This window comes from Bartonella sp. bp_1, assembly GCF_055808085.1.
Genome location: NZ_CM147851.1, coordinates 771,317 through 788,301, shown reverse-complemented (window position 1 = coordinate 788,301; position 16,985 = coordinate 771,317). Strand labels below are relative to the sequence as shown.

General features: G+C 47.1%; 14 protein-coding genes, 2 tRNA genes and 1 pseudogene. 7 read left to right on the top strand and 10 right to left on the bottom strand.

All coding sequences use genetic code 11. The annotated features are described in order from the left end of the window. Positions 1-56 precede the first annotated feature (56 nt). Positions 57-1,412 (bottom strand): bifunctional UDP-N-acetylglucosamine diphosphorylase/glucosamine-1-phosphate N-acetyltransferase GlmU, encoded by a 1,356-nt coding sequence (gene glmU, locus ACYZ97_RS03935; RefSeq protein ID WP_473300180.1) that lies wholly within the window; start codon positions 1,410-1,412, stop codon positions 57-59. Between the two features lie 50 nt (positions 1,413-1,462). Next, the gene (locus tag ACYZ97_RS03930; protein ID WP_473300179.1) at positions 1,463-2,254 is read right to left on the bottom strand and encodes a cytochrome c biogenesis CcdA family protein; all 792 of its coding nucleotides are present in this window, start codon (positions 2,252-2,254) and stop codon (positions 1,463-1,465) included. Between the two features lie 228 nt (positions 2,255-2,482). Here ACYZ97_RS03930 and ACYZ97_RS03925 point away from each other — a divergent pair. The 3 genes from ACYZ97_RS03925 to ACYZ97_RS03915 all read left to right on the top strand — a co-directional run bounded on the left by ACYZ97_RS03925 (position 2,483) and on the right by ACYZ97_RS03915 (position 6,198). Further along, positions 2,483-2,558, top strand: a tRNA-Lys gene (locus tag ACYZ97_RS03925). A gap of 657 nt (positions 2,559-3,215) precedes the next feature. Then, positions 3,216-4,595, top strand: a complete 1,380-nt coding sequence (locus ACYZ97_RS03920) for a DNA methyltransferase (RefSeq protein WP_473300178.1) — start codon at positions 3,216-3,218, stop codon at positions 4,593-4,595. A 1-nt stretch (position 4,596) separates the two neighbouring features. Next, a complete protein-coding gene (locus tag ACYZ97_RS03915; RefSeq protein ID WP_473300177.1) occupies positions 4,597-6,198 on the top strand; it encodes a TRM11 family SAM-dependent methyltransferase in 1,602 nt (533 codons plus the stop codon). Here the strand turns inward: ACYZ97_RS03915 and ACYZ97_RS03910 are convergent. The 5 genes and pseudogenes from ACYZ97_RS03910 to ACYZ97_RS03890 form a co-directional block, all read right to left on the bottom strand. Continuing rightward, on the bottom strand, positions 6,192-7,400 hold the full coding sequence (locus tag ACYZ97_RS03910; RefSeq protein WP_473300176.1) for a phospholipase D family protein: 1,209 nt from the start codon (positions 7,398-7,400) through the stop codon (positions 6,192-6,194). The two genes, ACYZ97_RS03915 and ACYZ97_RS03910, sit on opposite strands and share 7 nt — an antisense overlap. Positions 7,401-7,531: 131 nt before the next feature. After that, positions 7,532-8,572 (bottom strand): annotated as a pseudogene (locus ACYZ97_RS03905) (integrase core domain-containing protein). 287 nt (positions 8,573-8,859) lie between these two features. Further along, the gene (locus ACYZ97_RS03900; RefSeq protein WP_473300175.1) at positions 8,860-9,270 is read right to left on the bottom strand and encodes a hypothetical protein; all 411 of its coding nucleotides are present in this window, start codon (positions 9,268-9,270) and stop codon (positions 8,860-8,862) included. A 78-nt stretch (positions 9,271-9,348) separates the two neighbouring features. Continuing rightward, positions 9,349-9,708 carry a hypothetical protein gene (locus ACYZ97_RS03895; RefSeq protein ID WP_473300174.1) on the bottom strand — a complete coding sequence of 120 codons (360 nt, stop codon included), beginning with the start codon at positions 9,706-9,708 and terminating at the stop codon, positions 9,349-9,351. A 146-nt stretch (positions 9,709-9,854) separates the two neighbouring features. After that, positions 9,855-10,172: a hypothetical protein gene (locus ACYZ97_RS03890; protein WP_473300173.1), complete on the bottom strand. Its 318-nt coding sequence runs from the start codon at positions 10,170-10,172 to the stop codon at positions 9,855-9,857. Positions 10,173-10,497: 325 nt separating this feature from the next. Here ACYZ97_RS03890 and ACYZ97_RS03885 point away from each other — a divergent pair. After that, positions 10,498-10,585, top strand: a tRNA-Ser gene (locus ACYZ97_RS03885). Between the two features lie 418 nt (positions 10,586-11,003). Here the strand turns inward: ACYZ97_RS03885 and ACYZ97_RS03880 are convergent. Together ACYZ97_RS03880 and ACYZ97_RS03875 are read right to left on the bottom strand one after the other, a co-directional pair. Beyond that, positions 11,004-12,302 carry an MFS transporter gene (locus ACYZ97_RS03880; protein WP_473300172.1) on the bottom strand — a complete coding sequence of 433 codons (1,299 nt, stop codon included), beginning with the start codon at positions 12,300-12,302 and terminating at the stop codon, positions 11,004-11,006. A gap of 105 nt (positions 12,303-12,407) precedes the next feature. Then, positions 12,408-13,166 carry an IclR family transcriptional regulator domain-containing protein gene (locus ACYZ97_RS03875; protein WP_473300171.1) on the bottom strand — a complete coding sequence of 253 codons (759 nt, stop codon included), beginning with the start codon at positions 13,164-13,166 and terminating at the stop codon, positions 12,408-12,410. Between the two features lie 214 nt (positions 13,167-13,380). Here ACYZ97_RS03875 and ACYZ97_RS03870 point away from each other — a divergent pair, with 214 nt between their 5' ends. The 3 genes from ACYZ97_RS03870 to ACYZ97_RS03860 all read left to right on the top strand — a co-directional run bounded on the left by ACYZ97_RS03870 (position 13,381) and on the right by ACYZ97_RS03860 (position 15,775). Continuing rightward, positions 13,381-14,085: an SDR family NAD(P)-dependent oxidoreductase gene (locus ACYZ97_RS03870; RefSeq protein WP_473300170.1), complete on the top strand. Its 705-nt coding sequence runs from the start codon at positions 13,381-13,383 to the stop codon at positions 14,083-14,085. Position 14,086: 1 nt separating this feature from the next. Further along, positions 14,087-15,034 (top strand): 3-hydroxyacyl-CoA dehydrogenase, encoded by a 948-nt coding sequence (locus ACYZ97_RS03865; protein ID WP_473300169.1) that lies wholly within the window; start codon positions 14,087-14,089, stop codon positions 15,032-15,034. A 276-nt stretch (positions 15,035-15,310) separates the two neighbouring features. Further along, complete coding sequence (locus ACYZ97_RS03860; RefSeq protein WP_473300168.1) at positions 15,311-15,775, top strand: NUDIX hydrolase; 465 nt, start codon at positions 15,311-15,313, stop codon at positions 15,773-15,775. Between the two features lie 71 nt (positions 15,776-15,846). Here the strand turns inward: ACYZ97_RS03860 and ACYZ97_RS03855 are convergent, their stop codons facing one another. Continuing rightward, positions 15,847-16,950: a branched-chain amino acid aminotransferase gene (locus tag ACYZ97_RS03855; protein ID WP_473300167.1), complete on the bottom strand. Its 1,104-nt coding sequence runs from the start codon at positions 16,948-16,950 to the stop codon at positions 15,847-15,849. Positions 16,951-16,985: the final 35 nt, after the last annotated feature.

Below are 16,985 nucleotides of genomic sequence, written 5' to 3'. Positions count from 1 at the left end.
ATTTAAAAATGCGTTGTATCACAGCAATGATGCAATATTTCAACATCTGTTATACGTCACTTCTTTTTTGCAGCCTTGATTGCCGCAAAACGTTGGCGCAATTGGGGCGCAAAATCCGGTTTTATTGTTTGGCGTGCACGCCCCAAAGCAAGGCTTTGTGCCGGCACATCATTGGTAATAACACTACCGGAAGCAACATAGGCTTCTACACCAATCTTGACAGGAGCCACTAAAGCAGAATTGGATCCAATAAAAGCGCCCTGACCGATTTCGGTCTGCCATTTATTAAATCCATCATAATTACACGTAATGGTACCGGCACCGATATTGGCTTGCGCTCCTACTGAAGCATCCCCAATGTAGCTTAAATGGTTGACCTTGGCGCCCTCACCTATTTTTGCATTTTTGACTTCACAAAAATTACCAACCTTGGCATGTTCCGACAGTTCAGCCCCCGGCCGCAAACGGGCATAAGGGCCGATTTGCGCTGACTCACCAACGTCTGCACCTTCCAGATGACTAAAAGCATGAATAACCACCCCTTTGCCCACCTTGACGCCGGGGCCGAAGTAGACATTTGGCTCGATTACAACATCTTCACTGATCTGTGTATCAAAACTAAAATAAATACTCTCTGGCATCATCATTGTTACACCTGAAAGCATTAATTCTTGGCGCTTGCGTTGCTGCCATATGGCATCAGCCGCAGCCAATTCCAGCCTTGTATTAATACCGATAACATTATCATAAGGTACAGCAAGCGCACGAATATCCAGCCCCTTGGCATGTCCAAACGCCACAATATCGGTCAAATAATATTCACCTTTGGCGTTATTATTATCAACTTGTTCCAAAAGTGCTAAAAGGTGCGTACCGCGCACCGCCATCAAACCACCATTACAAAAGTTGATCTTTTTTTCATCAAGGCTTGCATCTTTTTCTTCAACAATCCTGACAAGCTTACCGTTTTCTTCAATCAGACGGCCATAGCCTGTCGGCGTATCCGTTATAAACCCCATCACAACAATATCGGCCCCTTGCGCAAGCGCATTACGGGCTTTTTGTAAAGATTCAGCCTCAATCAACGGCGTATCACCAAAAACAATCAAAATATCATCAACCGTTTTTAATAATGATTGACGCGCTGCCAACACAGCATGTGCCGTTCCCAACCGTTCCTTTTGTTCATATATTTGAATATTAGAAGCAAAAGGCATAACGGCTTTTTCAACATCCGCCGCTCCACGGCCGACAACAACAGCCAACTCTTCGCTACCAACAGACTGCATAATATTAACAACATGACAGACCAAAGGAAGTCCTGCCATTTTATGCAAAACCTTTGGTAATGAAGACTTCATCCGCGTGCCTTCACCCGCAGCCAGGACAATCGATAAACAGCTACGCGTCATAAAACATTCCTTGTGCATTTAAATAGATTTGTAACAAATTGAATGGCACCTTACATACGACCAGTAAAGAAACCCACAATATCAGACCAGCTCATCCCTTCCACATTTGCAAGGTCCGGGAAAGTCTCCAACATCCAATAAGACATGGTTTGCATTTGTCCTGTCAAAAAAAGAATACCGGTCAAGACAAGAAGGATACCTATAATTTTTTCAACCACCCCCAAAAATGACCGAAATTTTCCAAGAAAAATCATAAAGGCTCCGGAAAACACGCCAGCCAACAAAAATGGAATGCCAAGCCCTAATGAATAAAAGGCTAAAAGCTGCGCTCCCTCCAATGCCGTCTCTTTGGAGCCCGCAACAGTTAGAATTGGACCAAGAATCGGTCCTATACAGGGGGTCCAACCAAAAGCAAAGGCAAGCCCCATAACATAAGCTCCCAATGGAGAAGCCTGAACATTGCGTGTTTGGAATCGTGCTTCGCGTAAAAACAATGAAATGCGCAGAAGCCCAAGAAAATTGAGCCCCATCAGAATAATAACAATGCCAGCCGCAATCGCCAACCAGTCTTGATAGGCCCTAAGAAACGCCCCTATCGTGGTTGCAACAGCACCAAGCGCAACGAAAACTGTGGTAAACCCCAAGACAAAGCATAAGGCAGCCAAAACCAAAGCCAATAATTTCTGGTCGTCGATTGTATCAGGCTTGCTATTGCGAAAATCATCCATGCTGACTCCGGCCATATAACAAAGATAAGGCGGAACCAGAGGCAATACGCAAGGCGAAAGAAATGACAAGGCCCCTGCCCCCAAAACACCTAGAATCGAGATATCCACACCCAAAGCGCTGCTCCATTTATATACACGCAGTTATCTAACGCTTTTTTTTACAATAAAAAACGGCCGCGGTAAAACAGTGATATATTATCCGCAATCAATGTTTTTTTCACGGCTAAAGCAAACAGTTGCCTATCTTTTTGCATTTATGCATTTTTTTATAAAAAAGGTGTTGACCAATGGCAACTGCCTCCGTATGTTCCGGCAACTTTCAGCGAGCAGATGCTCGCTCGGGAGCGCGTAGCTCAGCCGGTAGAGCAACTGACTTTTAATCAGTAGGTCCAGGGTTCGAATCCCTGCGCGCTCACCAATAAAATCAATAACTTATTAGTTAACCGCGTCACACGACGTTGATTTTGTGACGCGGAATATAGATAAAAAGCAAAATACCTAACCTCTCCATTTCAAAAACGCGGCACAAAGAAACAAAACTCCTTTACCTCTTCGGCACTTGATAAAAGAATCAAAACCGTCTGGTTGAGTTTTATCCATCGCTGTTTGATGTGGACAACATGCAGATTTTCTAATATGCACTTCAATACGACATGGGTCGCCTTATGACATGCGCATGATCGCGCCTATGATACCTATGGTATACGGAAGTTGGTGCAAGAGCTAGATATGTGGGCCAATATCCCATTAAAAAAGAACAAAAAAACGTTTCTTTTTTTCCCTATGGCTTACCAGTTACGCGATCTTGTCGAACGTTTTTTCGGCAAGCTCAAACAGTTTCCGGGGATCGTCACCAGATACAAAAAGTATCCCATAAATTGCCTTGCCGTTATCAAACTCATGGCCGTCTATATCTGGATCAAATTTTTTATGCGCCTACACTCTAAATCGGCCGACGGGGCGGACAACTGTTGCTAAAAAGACCCATTTCTCAATCCATTGAGGATAAACTGAAATTTGTGTTTGTCAGTTAAATCCCATCCCGTGTATCATGCCGCAAACTATAGGCACGTATATGCAAAGCAGTTCATTAACGACACAAATGGTAGCCGATCTTGCGGGGGTTCACAAAGATACCTTGCTGCGGTGGCTTCGGGATCATGCGGTAGCGGAGCCTCATCGTAACCGTCACGGTTGGCGCGTCTTCTCGCAAAGAGAAGCTGAGGCCATCGTCGCTTTCGCGCAAAACGGCGGCGATGCCCAGGTACCGCTTAACGGTCTCGACCCGGCCATTGAACGGTTGCGAGGTATAGAATGGGATTTCACGTCGGCGAAAACGTCTTATCTGACACACGGTGTTCATCCTTATCCTGCCAAATTCATTCCGCAAATTCCAAATGCGTTGATCCAGGAATTATCCTCTGTCGGCGAGACGATTGCGGATATCTTCTGCGGTAGTGGCACCACGCTGCTGGAGGCGCTCCAACTGAAACGCAATGCCATCGGAATCGATGCGAACCCCTTGGCAGCCTTGATTAGCCGCGCCAAAACCACACCGCTGGGCGAGGCGCAGTTTGCTTGTGTAAGTTCGCATCTTCACGAATGCCAAGGTCTCGCCGATCACATATCGCCTGCCGAAGGCGATCTATTTTACGGCGGCAGGTCATTTATATCGCCCGGTGAGCGGCCAGGCCCGCAAATCTGTGAATTCTGGTTCCTGCCGCATGTTGTCGAGGAGCTAGCCGAACTTCGTAGGCTGATCGAAAAAATCCAGTCAGAGTCCGCAAGGATGCTCTGCGAGGTTACGCTGTCCTCGATTATCGTGAGTGTGTCGAAGCAGGACTCCGATACGCGCTACGTTCGCCGCGAAAAGCATATCCTGCCGGGAGATACGGTCAAGCGGTATATTTCGCAGCTCAAAGGTGCGATGGAAGCGACGAAGGAACTCACCGACCTGATCGAGGATCGCTTTCACTGCGATATCTATAATAGCAACATTCTCGATATGCCCGAAACGGAGCCGTTTGATCTGGTAGTCTGTTCGCCTCCTTATCCAAATGCGTTCAGCTATCATCTCTATCACCGGACGCGGCTTCTCTGGCTCGGTTACGATCCGGAAGCCTTCAAGAAGATAGAAATTGGTAGCCATCGGAAATACAGTGCCAAAGGCCCCCACCGGGCGACCGAGAAAACTTTCCAGGCGGAGTTCGAGAGAATTTTCCAATGGTTGCGAACGCGCCTGCGGGATCGCCGGTATGCCTGCTTTGTCATTGGCGATTCTACGCTCAACGGGGAACGCATCGACAACGCTTCGTTAGTATCGGAGGCGGGCTCCGTCGCAGGCTTCCGCGAGGCCGCACGTCTTGAGCGATCCATCAACGCCAACAGAAAATCCTTCAATCCGAAAATCGGGAAGATAAAAACCGAGAAAATTTTGATTCTTCAGAAAGTCTGACATGGTCGCCCTTACCTGCAAGATTAAAGAATATATCCAGCCGTTCGAGCGTCAGCTTGCGCTGGCCGAGTTGCGGGCCTTGTCAGGCGACGATCCCTTACCGGTGAATGGCAATCTTGAGACGGCCATCTCGTTTCGCGTCACAAGCAAAGTCAGCCGCGAAAAACTGTGCTCTCAACTTGCCTACTGGGAGGCGGTCTCTTCCAAAACGACGTCTGTCACCGATCAACTTCGCGGTGAGGCGACGTCACTCATTGCAAGGAACGGCGTCGCTCTGAATGATATGCCGCTCATGGCGCCAGAGATCGTCGATAAGAAGCTGCCCAACAAGCGCTGCCTGCGGTACGCCACGCACGGGCTTCATGAGTATCGCGGGAAATTCTTTCCACAGCTTGTTCGCGCCCTAATTAATATGGCCGAGGTTCCCAGAAACGGCATCGTCATTGACCCGATGTGCGGGAGCGGCACCACGTTGGTCGAATCCGTCCTGCTTGGGCGCCGTGCCGTTGGGCTGGATATGAACCCGTTCTCCGTGTTCTTGTCCAAGGTCAAATGCCAAGCGCTGAACCTCAGTCCGGCGCAACTAATCAAAGCGTATGAAAAACTGACGCAAGAGCTGAAAAAGCCCGTCCGCAAGCGTACGCAGCAGGGACATTTTGCGACGATGAGCGGCTCCGATCAAGACTATCTCCAGAAATGGTTTGCGCCGAGCGTCCTGGACGAACTCGACCATATCCAGATGGTCATCGACGGTTTGTCGCCCGGGTCGATCCGCTCTCTCTATACCCTGTGTCTAAGCAATATCCTGCGGCAGGTGTCTTGGCAAAAGCCGGACGATTTGCGCGTGCGCAAAGAGGTGCGGTCCATCGCGCCTAGGGCAGTGATCGAACGTTATCTGGATGAACTGCTCCGCTCCACCAAGCTGATCGTGGCCTACAATGCACAGCGAGGGACGAACGGTTTTGGCACGCACGAGGTTCACGGGGCCGATGCGAGAACGTCCGCACAGGCGCTGCCCGACCTGATCGGGAGGGTTGATGCAATCATCACATCGCCACCCTATGCTACGGCGCTGCCTTACCTCGATACGGACAGGTTAAGTCTGATCTATCTGCAACTGCTCTCCCGCCCAGATCATCGCAGCCGCGATACCCTTATGATCGGAAACCGCGAGATTACGGACAAAATTCGAGCGGCCTACTGGGAGTATTATGAAGAACACCGCCACGAGCTACCCTCAGCGACCCGTACGCTCATCGAGAAGATCGACAAGCTGAACAAGAACTCTGATGCCGGATTCAGGCGGCGCAATCTGTCGGCGCTACTGGCCAAATATTTCTTCGACATGAAAGCCGTGGTCGAACAGCAGCGCGCGTTGCTGGCCTCGCACGGCACCATGTTCATGGTGATCGGAAACAACCGCACTACAGCCGGCGGAGAGGCTATCGAGATACGCACGACCGATCATCTAGCGAAGATCGCGGAAGCTGCCGGTTTTCGTCTCGCGGGAAACCTGTCCATGGATATGCTCGTCTCTCGCGATATCTTCCGCAACAACGCCATGCCTTCGGAGCAGATTATTACACTACAAAAGGATCAATAATAGCCGTAGAGCTTTAGCGAATTCCGGACAGTGTGGGTGCAAAGCGCACGGTAGATCGGGTAGTCCGTCGCGCCAGGCGGGATCACAACCGCGAAATAATCGGACCCACTGGCGGGATCGGTGCGTTCGACCCTCAATATATCCCCGATATTGCCAGCACTTCGCAGGGCCTCGCTCCGAAGCCGGAAATCGTGCTTGTCTGGCCAGGTCATCATATTAACGTTGACGAGGTTCGTGCCTAAACGCATCCGTACGCCGAAACGGTCGAACTTTCCCATCTTGGACGCGTCCGCCGTAAAGCTGTCTGGCCAGCCCCAAAAATCGGGATCGACATCTCGGGCACTGAGCGGAACAAAGATTTCAGGGGACCGCCTCGATGTGCCGGCGATCACCTGCCCGGTGCCTACGTCAGTACGTTGAAGAGTCATCACGAAACCCTTGGACGGTAGGGCAGCAGCTCCCGTTCCAGCGATAGTTGGAGCTGCCGCAGTATAGGTTGCTGTTCCCGCAGTACGGGCGCGCCTTGCAACTGCTGGCGCTCGTGTAACACCCCGCGCAGAAAACAACGTTTCCAATTCTTCGGTATCGTCGGCGGTTTCTGGTTCGTACTCGCCTCCTTCCGCCGGAGCCCGTTCGGGCACAGTCAGCGCTTCAATTGGCACATAGCCCCGCGCGACTAGCTTAGTCAGGAAATCGGCCTCGAGAACCCGCGCCGTTCCGCTGCTGGTGTCCGCCCAGTCGTCGAGAACGGTTTCGATGGAATGAAGGATCGAGGCGTCAGATTCCGCCGAAAGGTCGAGATCGAGATGCACCGCGGCTTCGTAGTTCGTGAACAGACCGCCTTCCGTCAAATTACCGGAGCCGATTAGTACTTCGGCCTTAGTCTCCGACCGGAACAGATAGACCTTCGGATGGAAGGTGGAGGCAATCGGGTTGTGGAAGACGACGACGCGCCCGCTGTTTCCGACCCCTAAGAGCAGGTCTTCGAGTCCTTCCCTGGATGTTCCGCGATGGTCGATTCCGACGACCAGCTCGCTGCGGCTCGTCTTAGAAAACAAGGACAAGGGCTCGACAATATGGCGTGTGCCGGATTGCTTTACGAACGCAACCGCAGCGCGGAAGGTCAGCCAGGGCTTTCGCAGGTTTTCAGTCAGGAATTCGCCGAGGCGATTGGCCGTCGATGGCTGGTGGATGAACTTCATTAGTACAGCATATTCGAATCGCCCGAGCACAGAACCCGCCGCCGATTATGATTGAAACGACGCACAGGCTACACGCAGATATTTAGCGAAGTTAGCTACCCTGTCAAGTGTACACTTTAAAGTTAGAAGGATTACTGATTTTTTTGTGTGTATTGCGTTAGTGAGAAATTAGCGAGTGCGTAATGGGGACGTCTTTCATTGTAGTCGATCATCCATCAGTATGCCGCCTCCCGCAGCGAACAGGTGTTGGTTAAGAACCTTTTCGCGGAAAGTCCGGTTGAAACGTTCGATATGGGCGTTCTGATTGGACTGGCTCGGTTGAATATAACGAATCACCATGCTGTTGCTCTCGATGCATGGCATAAAAGTCTGGCCGAGACACTCAGGTCTGTTATCGGTGCGCAGATACTATGGGGATCCATGATTGCACTTGGCTGCACGGATACGCAGACCAACCGCGTTGATAAGATCAATGTGTCGACCTCGATGTTCAGGGCCCCTCGGTTGAAGTCATCAACAACGTTGAAGGTTCCAAAACTGCGACCCCATGTCAGTGCATCGGCCATTAAGTCGGCTAATCAGACGGTATCTAGTAGGCGGGGTACGTAGAGGGACACGCGATGACGCTTGGGAAGTCTTTACCTAGCCTTGCGCCTCAGATTGAGGTTCAGCGCCTTGCACATGCGATAGATCCTCTTGTGGTTCCAATCGGGTCGCTTGCGCTGCTTCGTCTGAACTTTTCAGAAGCCGCGTCTTGAATAAACCTCGACCAGATCACAAAGCGCTATCATCAACTCTCCATCGCATCCCCTCCAGTCCAGAGGTGGTTGATACTGTGCGAATTGTTAGAAGCTAACGTATTCACAGGACCGGCGCACCTGTAATGCGTGCATTTCACAGAGGTACCGCATCGCAACGCGCTTGCATTCCGGCCTTACAATTTTTTTACGATCAGATCCTTCATCTCCGCATTGTCAAGCGCAAGCTCTGCATATATCCTTTTTGAGTTCGGCGTTCTCTGCTTTCAATTCCTTGACCCAAATGAGCTCCGATGCATCAAGGATGCTAAATTTAAACTGCCACTCGTAATAGGTCGGCGCGCTGATGCCCGCTTACTGACAAATGTCCTTGACCGGAACAACTGCGTCAGGCTGCTTCAAGATTGTGACAATCTGCGTTTCGCTGAGTAGTGACTTCCTCGTACAATTCCTCCTGACATCAACACCACATTATTCTACTTTTAATCTGTGTGAAGAAAGGGGAAGCTTAAGCAGTCGCGCGCCTTTTGTTTGGTTGTGCCGGATAGTTCATTGACGTTGTATACAGTCGTTTAAATAAGTTGAGGCATTTTGTTGCTCCAAAAAGAAAAAAGCCGCATTGGTGCGGGCTGTAAAGTTGGGAGACTTTCGGAATGAGAAGCCGCCTTATTCGGCGGCTTCAACCATGACGGTTTGATCCGTCAGGCCGGAACATTTGGCCTGATGAAATTTGGCATAATGTCTTCAGAATCCCGCTTGTTGTCATTGGTCGAGCGCAACAGTGTCGGAAGCCAATCTGTATCTCGGGTAATGCGTTCGGCCGCGTGCGCGATCTGTTCTTTTTTGAAAGTGCTCAATTGGCGTGCCGTCGTCGGGTCTTTCACTTCGGCGATAACGTCGAGCACCTGCGCCTTGGTCATCATGGAAAAGCAATTATCGGCATCGGGGATAAAGCCTTCCTCACGCATGTCAAAGTCGAGTGTTTCAAACAACAGATCCTTCTGCTGGCGACGGCGATTGGCGTTGTAAGCCTGCATGGTTTTGCCTTCGACGAGATTAAGACCATAAGACAGGTAATGCGCTAGAAGTGTCAGCTTTTCGTCGGTCATCATGGCGCTGATCTTGTACCAGAGATCTTTATCATTCGGGCTTTGCAGTTCCTTGTAGTCAGCTTAGCGCTTATCAATTTCCTAGCCGTATGGCGTTTCTTCCAGTTTTTCATAGCCGAAAGCATTGTCGGTGATTGAAATCTGCGAAATATGATCCAAGCCGCGCGAACCATAGGCAGTGTAACGTTTGCGGAACAAACGGCAAAGCAAGAATGTCAAGGCGACATAGGATTTTTTTCCAAGCTTGTTGCGCGCGGCCTTGGTGCGGTGCTGCGTCAGGCCCGAGAGCAAGCGATCAGACAACCCGGAATCGGATTCGTCAACCTCGGCGATATCTTCCGACTCACTATCGCCCTGCATTTTTTCCAAGGCGACAGGATAATCATCCGGTCCACCAGTACCGTCATCGGTATAGAGCGGCTTCTGCATCGCTTCGATCAAGGAAGGACTTCATCATATCGATCATCAGCTTCAGTCTGCAAAGCATCAATTTCGGCGTTCTGTTCATCCGTGGATTCAAGTACGGTACCCTTGTAATGCTCATAATCGTGGCGTTCAGTGTTCTGGCTGTTTTCAAGCGGTTTAACCTAGTTCCAGTCCGCGGCACGAAGTTCCTCCGCCTTACTTTCAAGCTTTTCCATGAAAAGGTTGTCCAGTAACATGACATCTTCCAGATAAATATCATTTTCATCATCGAAGAGATCACGTGTTATTGGGCCGCCGGCTGCGGCATAAGTGTCCACACCGACGAAGCGAACACGACGGTCTGTGGTTTGTACACTCGTTTCCATTAGATGTCGCTTGATCTGATAAGGCTGTGCCCATAAGGAAGCTGCATGAGTAACTTCCAGACCTGCTTCTGACGTCCTGATCATCGGTAATGGCAAAAGCTTCCAATTGTTCAAGTGTCATTTCCTGTGCGATGTAGTCGTCAAGCAATTCCGGTGTGACGCGAGCAAGTTTAATTCGCTGCCTACGATCAAGGGTTATACGAAATAGGCCACGGCAATTTTCCGCAAGGGGAAATCGAAGAAATTGCTTTTTCAGTAAATGGAAGTTCGGAATTCATCTGTATATTTCTACTAAAAGATATGGATATCTGTGACGCGGATGTGACGCGGAATCATTTAACCGCAAAATATTAAAAATGGAAAGGTGGCCTTACGATATTTTACGCTCTAAAACCAACAGTTGAATAATATCAGTTAGTTATAATTTTGTTGGTAGTATGAGGGCGTAAGCGTGAGTGTATAATAGAATGATTAAATAATAACTTTTAATCAGTAGGTCCAGGGTTCGAATCCCTGCGCGCTCACCAACAAAAATCTCTTTTCATTAGCGTTTTTAAAGCAAGAAAAGCTGCAGTCACTACAGTTAGACACTTTTTGTTTTCCGTCTATTCACATCCTGCTCCAAGTCCACAATAACCGGAGCAAGCTTTATCGGTCTCCATGAAGCCCGAAAGCTCATCAACAGCAAAATACTATTAGTGTGACACAAAATATCAACCACATAATTGATGTCGATAGAAGAATCGTTAGCACGTCTCTCTTCATGAAGGGTCATAACGAACCAATCCTTAAAATCAGTGCATCAGACCACAAGACCACAACACAAATTCACAACGCGCATACGTCAGATCAAGCAATCGGTGTGTAAAAATATTACACCAAATGAGCATATGAGAAAGGGGCCAACAGGCCCCTTTCTTATGACTACTAGATTAAAGCAACCAATTATGCCTCATCTTTCTCATTGCGGATATTAGCATACTTAATCAATGCCAAACCGCAAACGAGTGTCAAAAGCACCTGTGCAATACCAAAGGCCATAGGCGATAAAATTGTATCTGTTTTATTGAGCAGATACTGCGCTACAATCGGCGTTGAGCCAGCAAAAATCATCGAACATACCTGATATGTAACAGAAATTGCGGTATAACGCACTCTAGCCGGAAATGCTTTGACAAGAATACCAGCAAGAGCAGCATAATAAAGCGCATGAGGAATAGTTGCCAAAGCCATGCCGATCATAGCCAAAGGCATGGATTTTGTTTCAATCAGCGTGAACATCAATGGCAAAGTAATAACTTCAGGAACCAACATCCAAGTAATAGTCTTTTTAAGATCAAACTTTGAAGCTAAAACCGCACCAAAAGGCTGGACAAAAAATTGCACGACCAGAGCAAAAGTAATAATCGTCAAAAACTCGGTGCGGGTAAAAAAATGCTCCTCAACAGCCCAAGCCAAAGCGAATGTAGTTTTAAAATATGTTGCAGTAACAGTGATAACTGTTGCCCCAATACCGAGTAAAACAACTCCCAAATGGCTTTTTAATACTTCACCGATAGGAAGACGAACGATAGTCTTTTCCTTCATCAGCTTTTCCATTTCAGGCGATTCATCGACATTCATACGAATGATCAAACCAATGATAACCAACAGCGCCGAGAAGATGAATGGAATACGCCACCCCCAGCTCATAAATTGCTCATCGGGCAACATTGAGAAAAATAGAAAGACAACTGTTGCCAACAAATTACCAGCAGGGGATCCTTGCTGCGCAAAAGCAGCATAGAAAATCGACTTGCCTTTTGGCGCATGCTCAGCTGAAAGCACAACGGCTCCGCCCCATTCACCACCCATCGCAAGCCCTTGGATAAGGCGCAACGCCACCAACAACCCAGCAGCCGTAATACCGACACGATCATAAGTCGGAAGAAAGCCAATCAATGTCGTACAGATACCCATTAAAAACAAAGTAGCAACAAGTGTTTTCTTGCGTCCAATACGATCCCCAAGATGACCAAAGAAAACGCCCCCTATTGGACGTGCAAAAAAACCAACCCAAAAAGTAGCAAATGCGGCCAATGTAGCAGTACCAGGATCCGTTGATGGGAAAAAAAGCTTTCCGAGAACAAGCGCGGCAGCTGTACTATAAGCATAAAAATCATACCATTCGATTGTAGTGCCAACAAAAGAAGCAATACCTGCTTTCTTTGCTGCTCGTGTTCTTATTTCCAATTCACTCGACATTTAATTTTTCTCCCTACTCCAATATAATATTTTACTTTATGTATGTTTCATATCCACATGTTTTAATAAGGATATCCATGGAATATCCTTAACAAAGAAAATGATTTATTCGTTGATGTATTCTGAAATATTGTGACTACAATCCTTCAGAAGAGGCAGATATTTTTCAAAAATATCCCTCACTTCAATTTGTGCCGCCGGCATCCCTAGATTAATAGCAGCAATTGTTTTACCGGTTTTATTTTTAAGTGGGACCGCTATGGAGCAAAGCCCCAATTCAAGTTCCTGATCAATAAAGGCATAGCCTTGCCTTTTGATATTCTTGAAGATTTCATCAAGATCCGTACGATTTATACATGTCTTGGGTGTTTGGGCTATGATTTGACTTCTTTGCAATATGACATTGCGCTCTTCCTGTGACAAACCTGCCAACAAAACACGCCCCATAGAGCTACACCACGCCGGAAGACGACTACCAATAGTCAAATTGATCGACATGATACGTTGTTGCGATGCACGCGCTATATAGACAATTTCAGTACCATCAAGCACAGAGGCCGAAGTACTATGGCCTATTTGTTTAGAAAGTTTATCAAGCCACGGCTGAATAATCTTAGGCAGAGGATTCAATTCCATATGACTACGCCCAAGATTAAAAACTTTACTCGTCAATGAAAAAAATTTGCCATCATAGTGAGCATAACCAAGCGCATGAAACGTTAACAGACAGCGACGTGATGTCGCTCTATCCAAGTTGGTCAGACGCGCCACATCGGCAATCGTTAAGCGTGGTTCACTACGATCAAATGCTTCAAGAACCTTCAGCCCTTTAGCAAGACTACCAATATAATCTGTATCCTTCATAGTCCTCCCGATGTTCACAATATGAACATTTATCAATTATTGAACAAATTTATTGACGAAGGCAAGAAAAAAAATTTATCCTCAACGAATAAGGGAGGAGCAGAGAAGATTTATTACCATTTATAAACACCATCGGCTGTGATGCTCTGCAGCACATTCTTAGTGGTACTTATCGTTGGTGATACGCTGATAATAATCTGAAAGGGAGTTTTCTATGTCTAACAAAGAACGTGTTCTTATTACAGGTGGCGCCAGTGGAATTGGAGCTGCCATCGCCAAGCGATGTATAACTGATGGATATGAACCAGTTATTATCGACCGTATAGGAGATGGGATACATGCAGACCTCACAGATCCCGAGCAAACACGAATAGCCATACAAAAAGCACTTGAAGGTGGGCCTATCACCCGACTTGTAAACAATGTCGGCATGGTAGCCCCTAATACAGCAGAACAACAAACAATTGAAGAATTTGACCGTGTCGTATCACTGAATATGCGTTGTGCATTACAAGCCATGCAAGCTCTTTTGCCTGACATGAAAAAAGCGGGCTTTGGACGCATTGTTAATATGTCGTCACGCGCCGCCTTAGGCAAGGAGTTGCGTACTGCCTATGCCGCAACCAAAGCCGGTTTAATTGGCATGACACGCGTTTGGGCACTTGAGCTCGGGCAATTCGGGATAACAGCCAATGCTATCGGCCCCGGCCCTATACGAACAGAGCTTTTTGAGCGTGCTAATCCGGCTGATTCTCCACGCACCAAAGCAATCATTGAATCTGTACCAGTTAAACGCATCGGCTTGCCAGAAGATATCGCTCATGCTGTCTCCTACATGCTTGATCAACGCAGTGGCTTTACCACCGGTCAAATTCTTTATGTTTGTGGTGGCATGACCATCGGCGTTGCAGGAGTCTAAAATGAATAAGGGAAAAAACACCAGCGTTTCTATTATTGGCACTGGTATTATTGGTACAGCTTTTGCGCTGGTCTTTTCACGCGCCGGTTGGCAAGTTCAAATTTTTGATTCTTCAGCTGATATGCGTAACAAGTCGTTGGACAGTATACGTCCGCGTCTTGATGCGCTTGCGCAATATGACTTAATCCATGAAAGTACAGAGACCATTCTTAATCGCGTCAAAGTCTTTGATAATATGCAAAATGCCGTAACTGGCACGACTTTAGTTATCGAGTGCGGCCCTGAAAAGCTTGATGTCAAACAGTCCATTTTTGCCGAACTTGATCAACTCGCTGACATTGAAACGATTCTCGTCAGCTCTTCATCAGCCTTGATGATTTCTGAAATTACTAAGCATATAAATCATAAAGAGCGCTGCCTGATTGCACATCCAGGCAACCCACCCTACCTCATTCCTGTCGTAGAAATTGTACCATCTACCAATACATCAAAAACTATAACTCAACAAACTATAGATATTTTTTCATCCGTCCATATGCAACCCATATTAGTGAAACATGAAATTGAAGGCTTTGTATTTAATAGACTTCAAGGTGCCATCTTGCGTGAGGCCTACTGCCTTGTTCGTGATGGCATTGCTTCAGTTAGCGACATTGATAATATTGTGAAAAACGGTTTAGGCTTGCGCTGGTCTGTTACTGGTCCATTTGAGACCGTTGACCTCAATACAATTGGCGGCATTCCTGTACATGCAAAAAAAATGGGACCAGCCTACGAACGCATGGGAGCCCAGCGCGGTCAGCATGACCCATGGACAGAAGAAATGGTTCATGAAGTTGAACGCCAAAGACGAGAGATACTACCTCTTGATCAATGGAAAGAGCGGGCCGCATGGCGTGACCATCAATTAATGCAGTTGCTCAGCAATCGCAAAAACAGCAAATCTTAAGCTTTAAAAGATGCATAAAGGGTCCTTCTGGGTCCTTTTTTTAAAGTTCTATTTTTCTATTTATCTGTCCCAATCATTGTGTAAAAAAACAAACATACCCCATTCCCACTCAAATTGATGAGACAGATGCTATACTATTCATAAGCCAAATTAACTTGGAAACAGCAACTCTACTGTCTGTGCGATATATTACCTACAACAACAGCATATATTTTATGAATGAATTCACCATTTATCCATTTTCCTATATTAGGTTGTTGCGATAAGGAAAAAAAAATGAACATTGCGGCTAATTTGATTATACAAGAAAAGCGCATTTTGACCCAAAATGGCCGCTTTTTACAAGTAGGTGCACTCGTCTATCGAATTCATGACAACCAACTGCAAATCCTATTAATTACCAGCCGCGGAACGGGGCGCTGGATTATACCTAAGGGTTGGCCCATGCCAGGCAAAACACTGGCCCATGCAGCTCTGCGGGAATCCTATGAAGAGGCAGGTGTGCGCGGCGTTGCCGAAATTCATCCTGTCGGCCGCTATGACTATGAAAAACATGATATGCCTAAAAATGAAAACGGCAATTTCAGCGTTGATGTTTTTGCTGTACACTATTCACATCAGGAAAAAAAATGGCCCGAACATGGGCAGCGCATTTATGAATGGGTTGGACAAGCAGAAGCGGCACGACGTGTTGCCGAACCGGAACTGAAAAATATTTTATCGACTTTCACACCCCAATAAATTATCAGCCGTCCATCACATTAAAACGGCCCCCGAAGGAGCCGTTTACAAAGTAAAAATTTCAAGGCTGCTTAAATTTTAACAACTCTCACCCATCCTTCAGGATCAGCAATATCACCTTTCTGGATTCCGACTAATTCACTACGAAGCTTTGCGGTAATTTCACCACCTTCGCCGTTGCCGATAATGGTTTCACCACCTTCATATTTAAAACAAGCAATCGCAGCAATAACAGCAGCTGTTCCACAGGCAAATACTTCCTTCAAGGCACCAGACTTGGCATCAGCCTTCAATTCATCAAAAGAATAAGACTTTTCCTCAACCTTGAGGCCATATTTTTCAGCCAGTTTCAAAATTGATCTACGGGTAACACCGGCCAGAATATTGCCATCAAGCTCGGGCGTAATCAGACGATTATCACTCATGATAAAACAGACATTCATACCGCCCAGTTCTTCAATCCATTTTTTCTCGACGACATCAAGAAACAAAACCTGATCACACCCCTGCTCGTAAGCATTGGCCTGCGCCAACAAACTTGCAGCATAATTACCGCCACATTTAGCAGCACCTGTACCACCCGGCCCGGCCCGGCTATACTCTGTCTCCAACCAAACATTGACCGGTTTGACACCACCTTTGAAATAGGGGCCAACAGGCGACGCAATAACACAGAAAATATATTCCTTCGAAGGTCGCACGCCGAGGAAATTCTCACTCGCGAACATGAAAGGACGCAGATAAAGACTGGAATCGGGAGCATCCGGTATCCATTTATGGTCTATCCGCACCAGTTCTTCTACAGCTTCCAGAAAAAGCGCCTCCGGTAACTCAGGCATAGCAAGCCGTTCAGCCGATTGATTGAAACGCTTGGCATTTTGTTCCGGTCTAAACAAAAGTATCCGGCCATCTTTAGCGCGGTATGCCTTCAATCCTTCGAATATTTCCTGCGCATAATGTAAAACAGCACTAGCCGGATCAACTTCAAAAGGCTTGCGCGCTGTAATAGCACCACTATGCCATCCCTTATCTTGCGACCATTTCAAAACAGCCATATGATCCGTAAAAACCACGCCAAAACCAGGGCTTACCAATAATTCTGCACGTTTTGAATCAGAAACACATTGCGGATTAGGATTAATTGCAAACTGATTTCCAGACACTGCCTTTTGCATTTTCACAGCCTTTTTATATTTGTTTCGAGCAACGC

Bases quoted from the DNA above. Each gene is read 5' to 3' on its own strand.
- glmU (WP_473300180.1), bottom strand. From the start codon at position 1,412: ATGACGCGTAGCTGTTTATCGATTGTCCTGGCTGCGGGTGAAGGCACG.
- ACYZ97_RS03920 (WP_473300178.1), top strand. From the start codon at position 3,216: ATGCAAAGCAGTTCATTAACGACACAAATGGTAGCCGATCTTGCGGGG.
- ACYZ97_RS03915 (WP_473300177.1), top strand. From the start codon at position 4,597: ATGGTCGCCCTTACCTGCAAGATTAAAGAATATATCCAGCCGTTCGAG.
- ACYZ97_RS03910 (WP_473300176.1), bottom strand. From the start codon at position 7,400: ATGAAGTTCATCCACCAGCCATCGACGGCCAATCGCCTCGGCGAATTC.
- ACYZ97_RS03900 (WP_473300175.1), bottom strand. From the start codon at position 9,270: ATGATGACCGACGAAAAGCTGACACTTCTAGCGCATTACCTGTCTTAT.
- ACYZ97_RS03880 (WP_473300172.1), bottom strand. From the start codon at position 12,302: ATGTCGAGTGAATTGGAAATAAGAACACGAGCAGCAAAGAAAGCAGGT.
- ACYZ97_RS03875 (WP_473300171.1), bottom strand. From the start codon at position 13,166: ATGAAGGATACAGATTATATTGGTAGTCTTGCTAAAGGGCTGAAGGTT.
- ACYZ97_RS03870 (WP_473300170.1), top strand. From the start codon at position 13,381: ATGTCTAACAAAGAACGTGTTCTTATTACAGGTGGCGCCAGTGGAATT.
- ACYZ97_RS03865 (WP_473300169.1), top strand. From the start codon at position 14,087: ATGAATAAGGGAAAAAACACCAGCGTTTCTATTATTGGCACTGGTATT.
- ACYZ97_RS03860 (WP_473300168.1), top strand. From the start codon at position 15,311: ATGAACATTGCGGCTAATTTGATTATACAAGAAAAGCGCATTTTGACC.
- ACYZ97_RS03855 (WP_473300167.1), bottom strand. From the start codon at position 16,950: ATGCAAAAGGCAGTGTCTGGAAATCAGTTTGCAATTAATCCTAATCCG.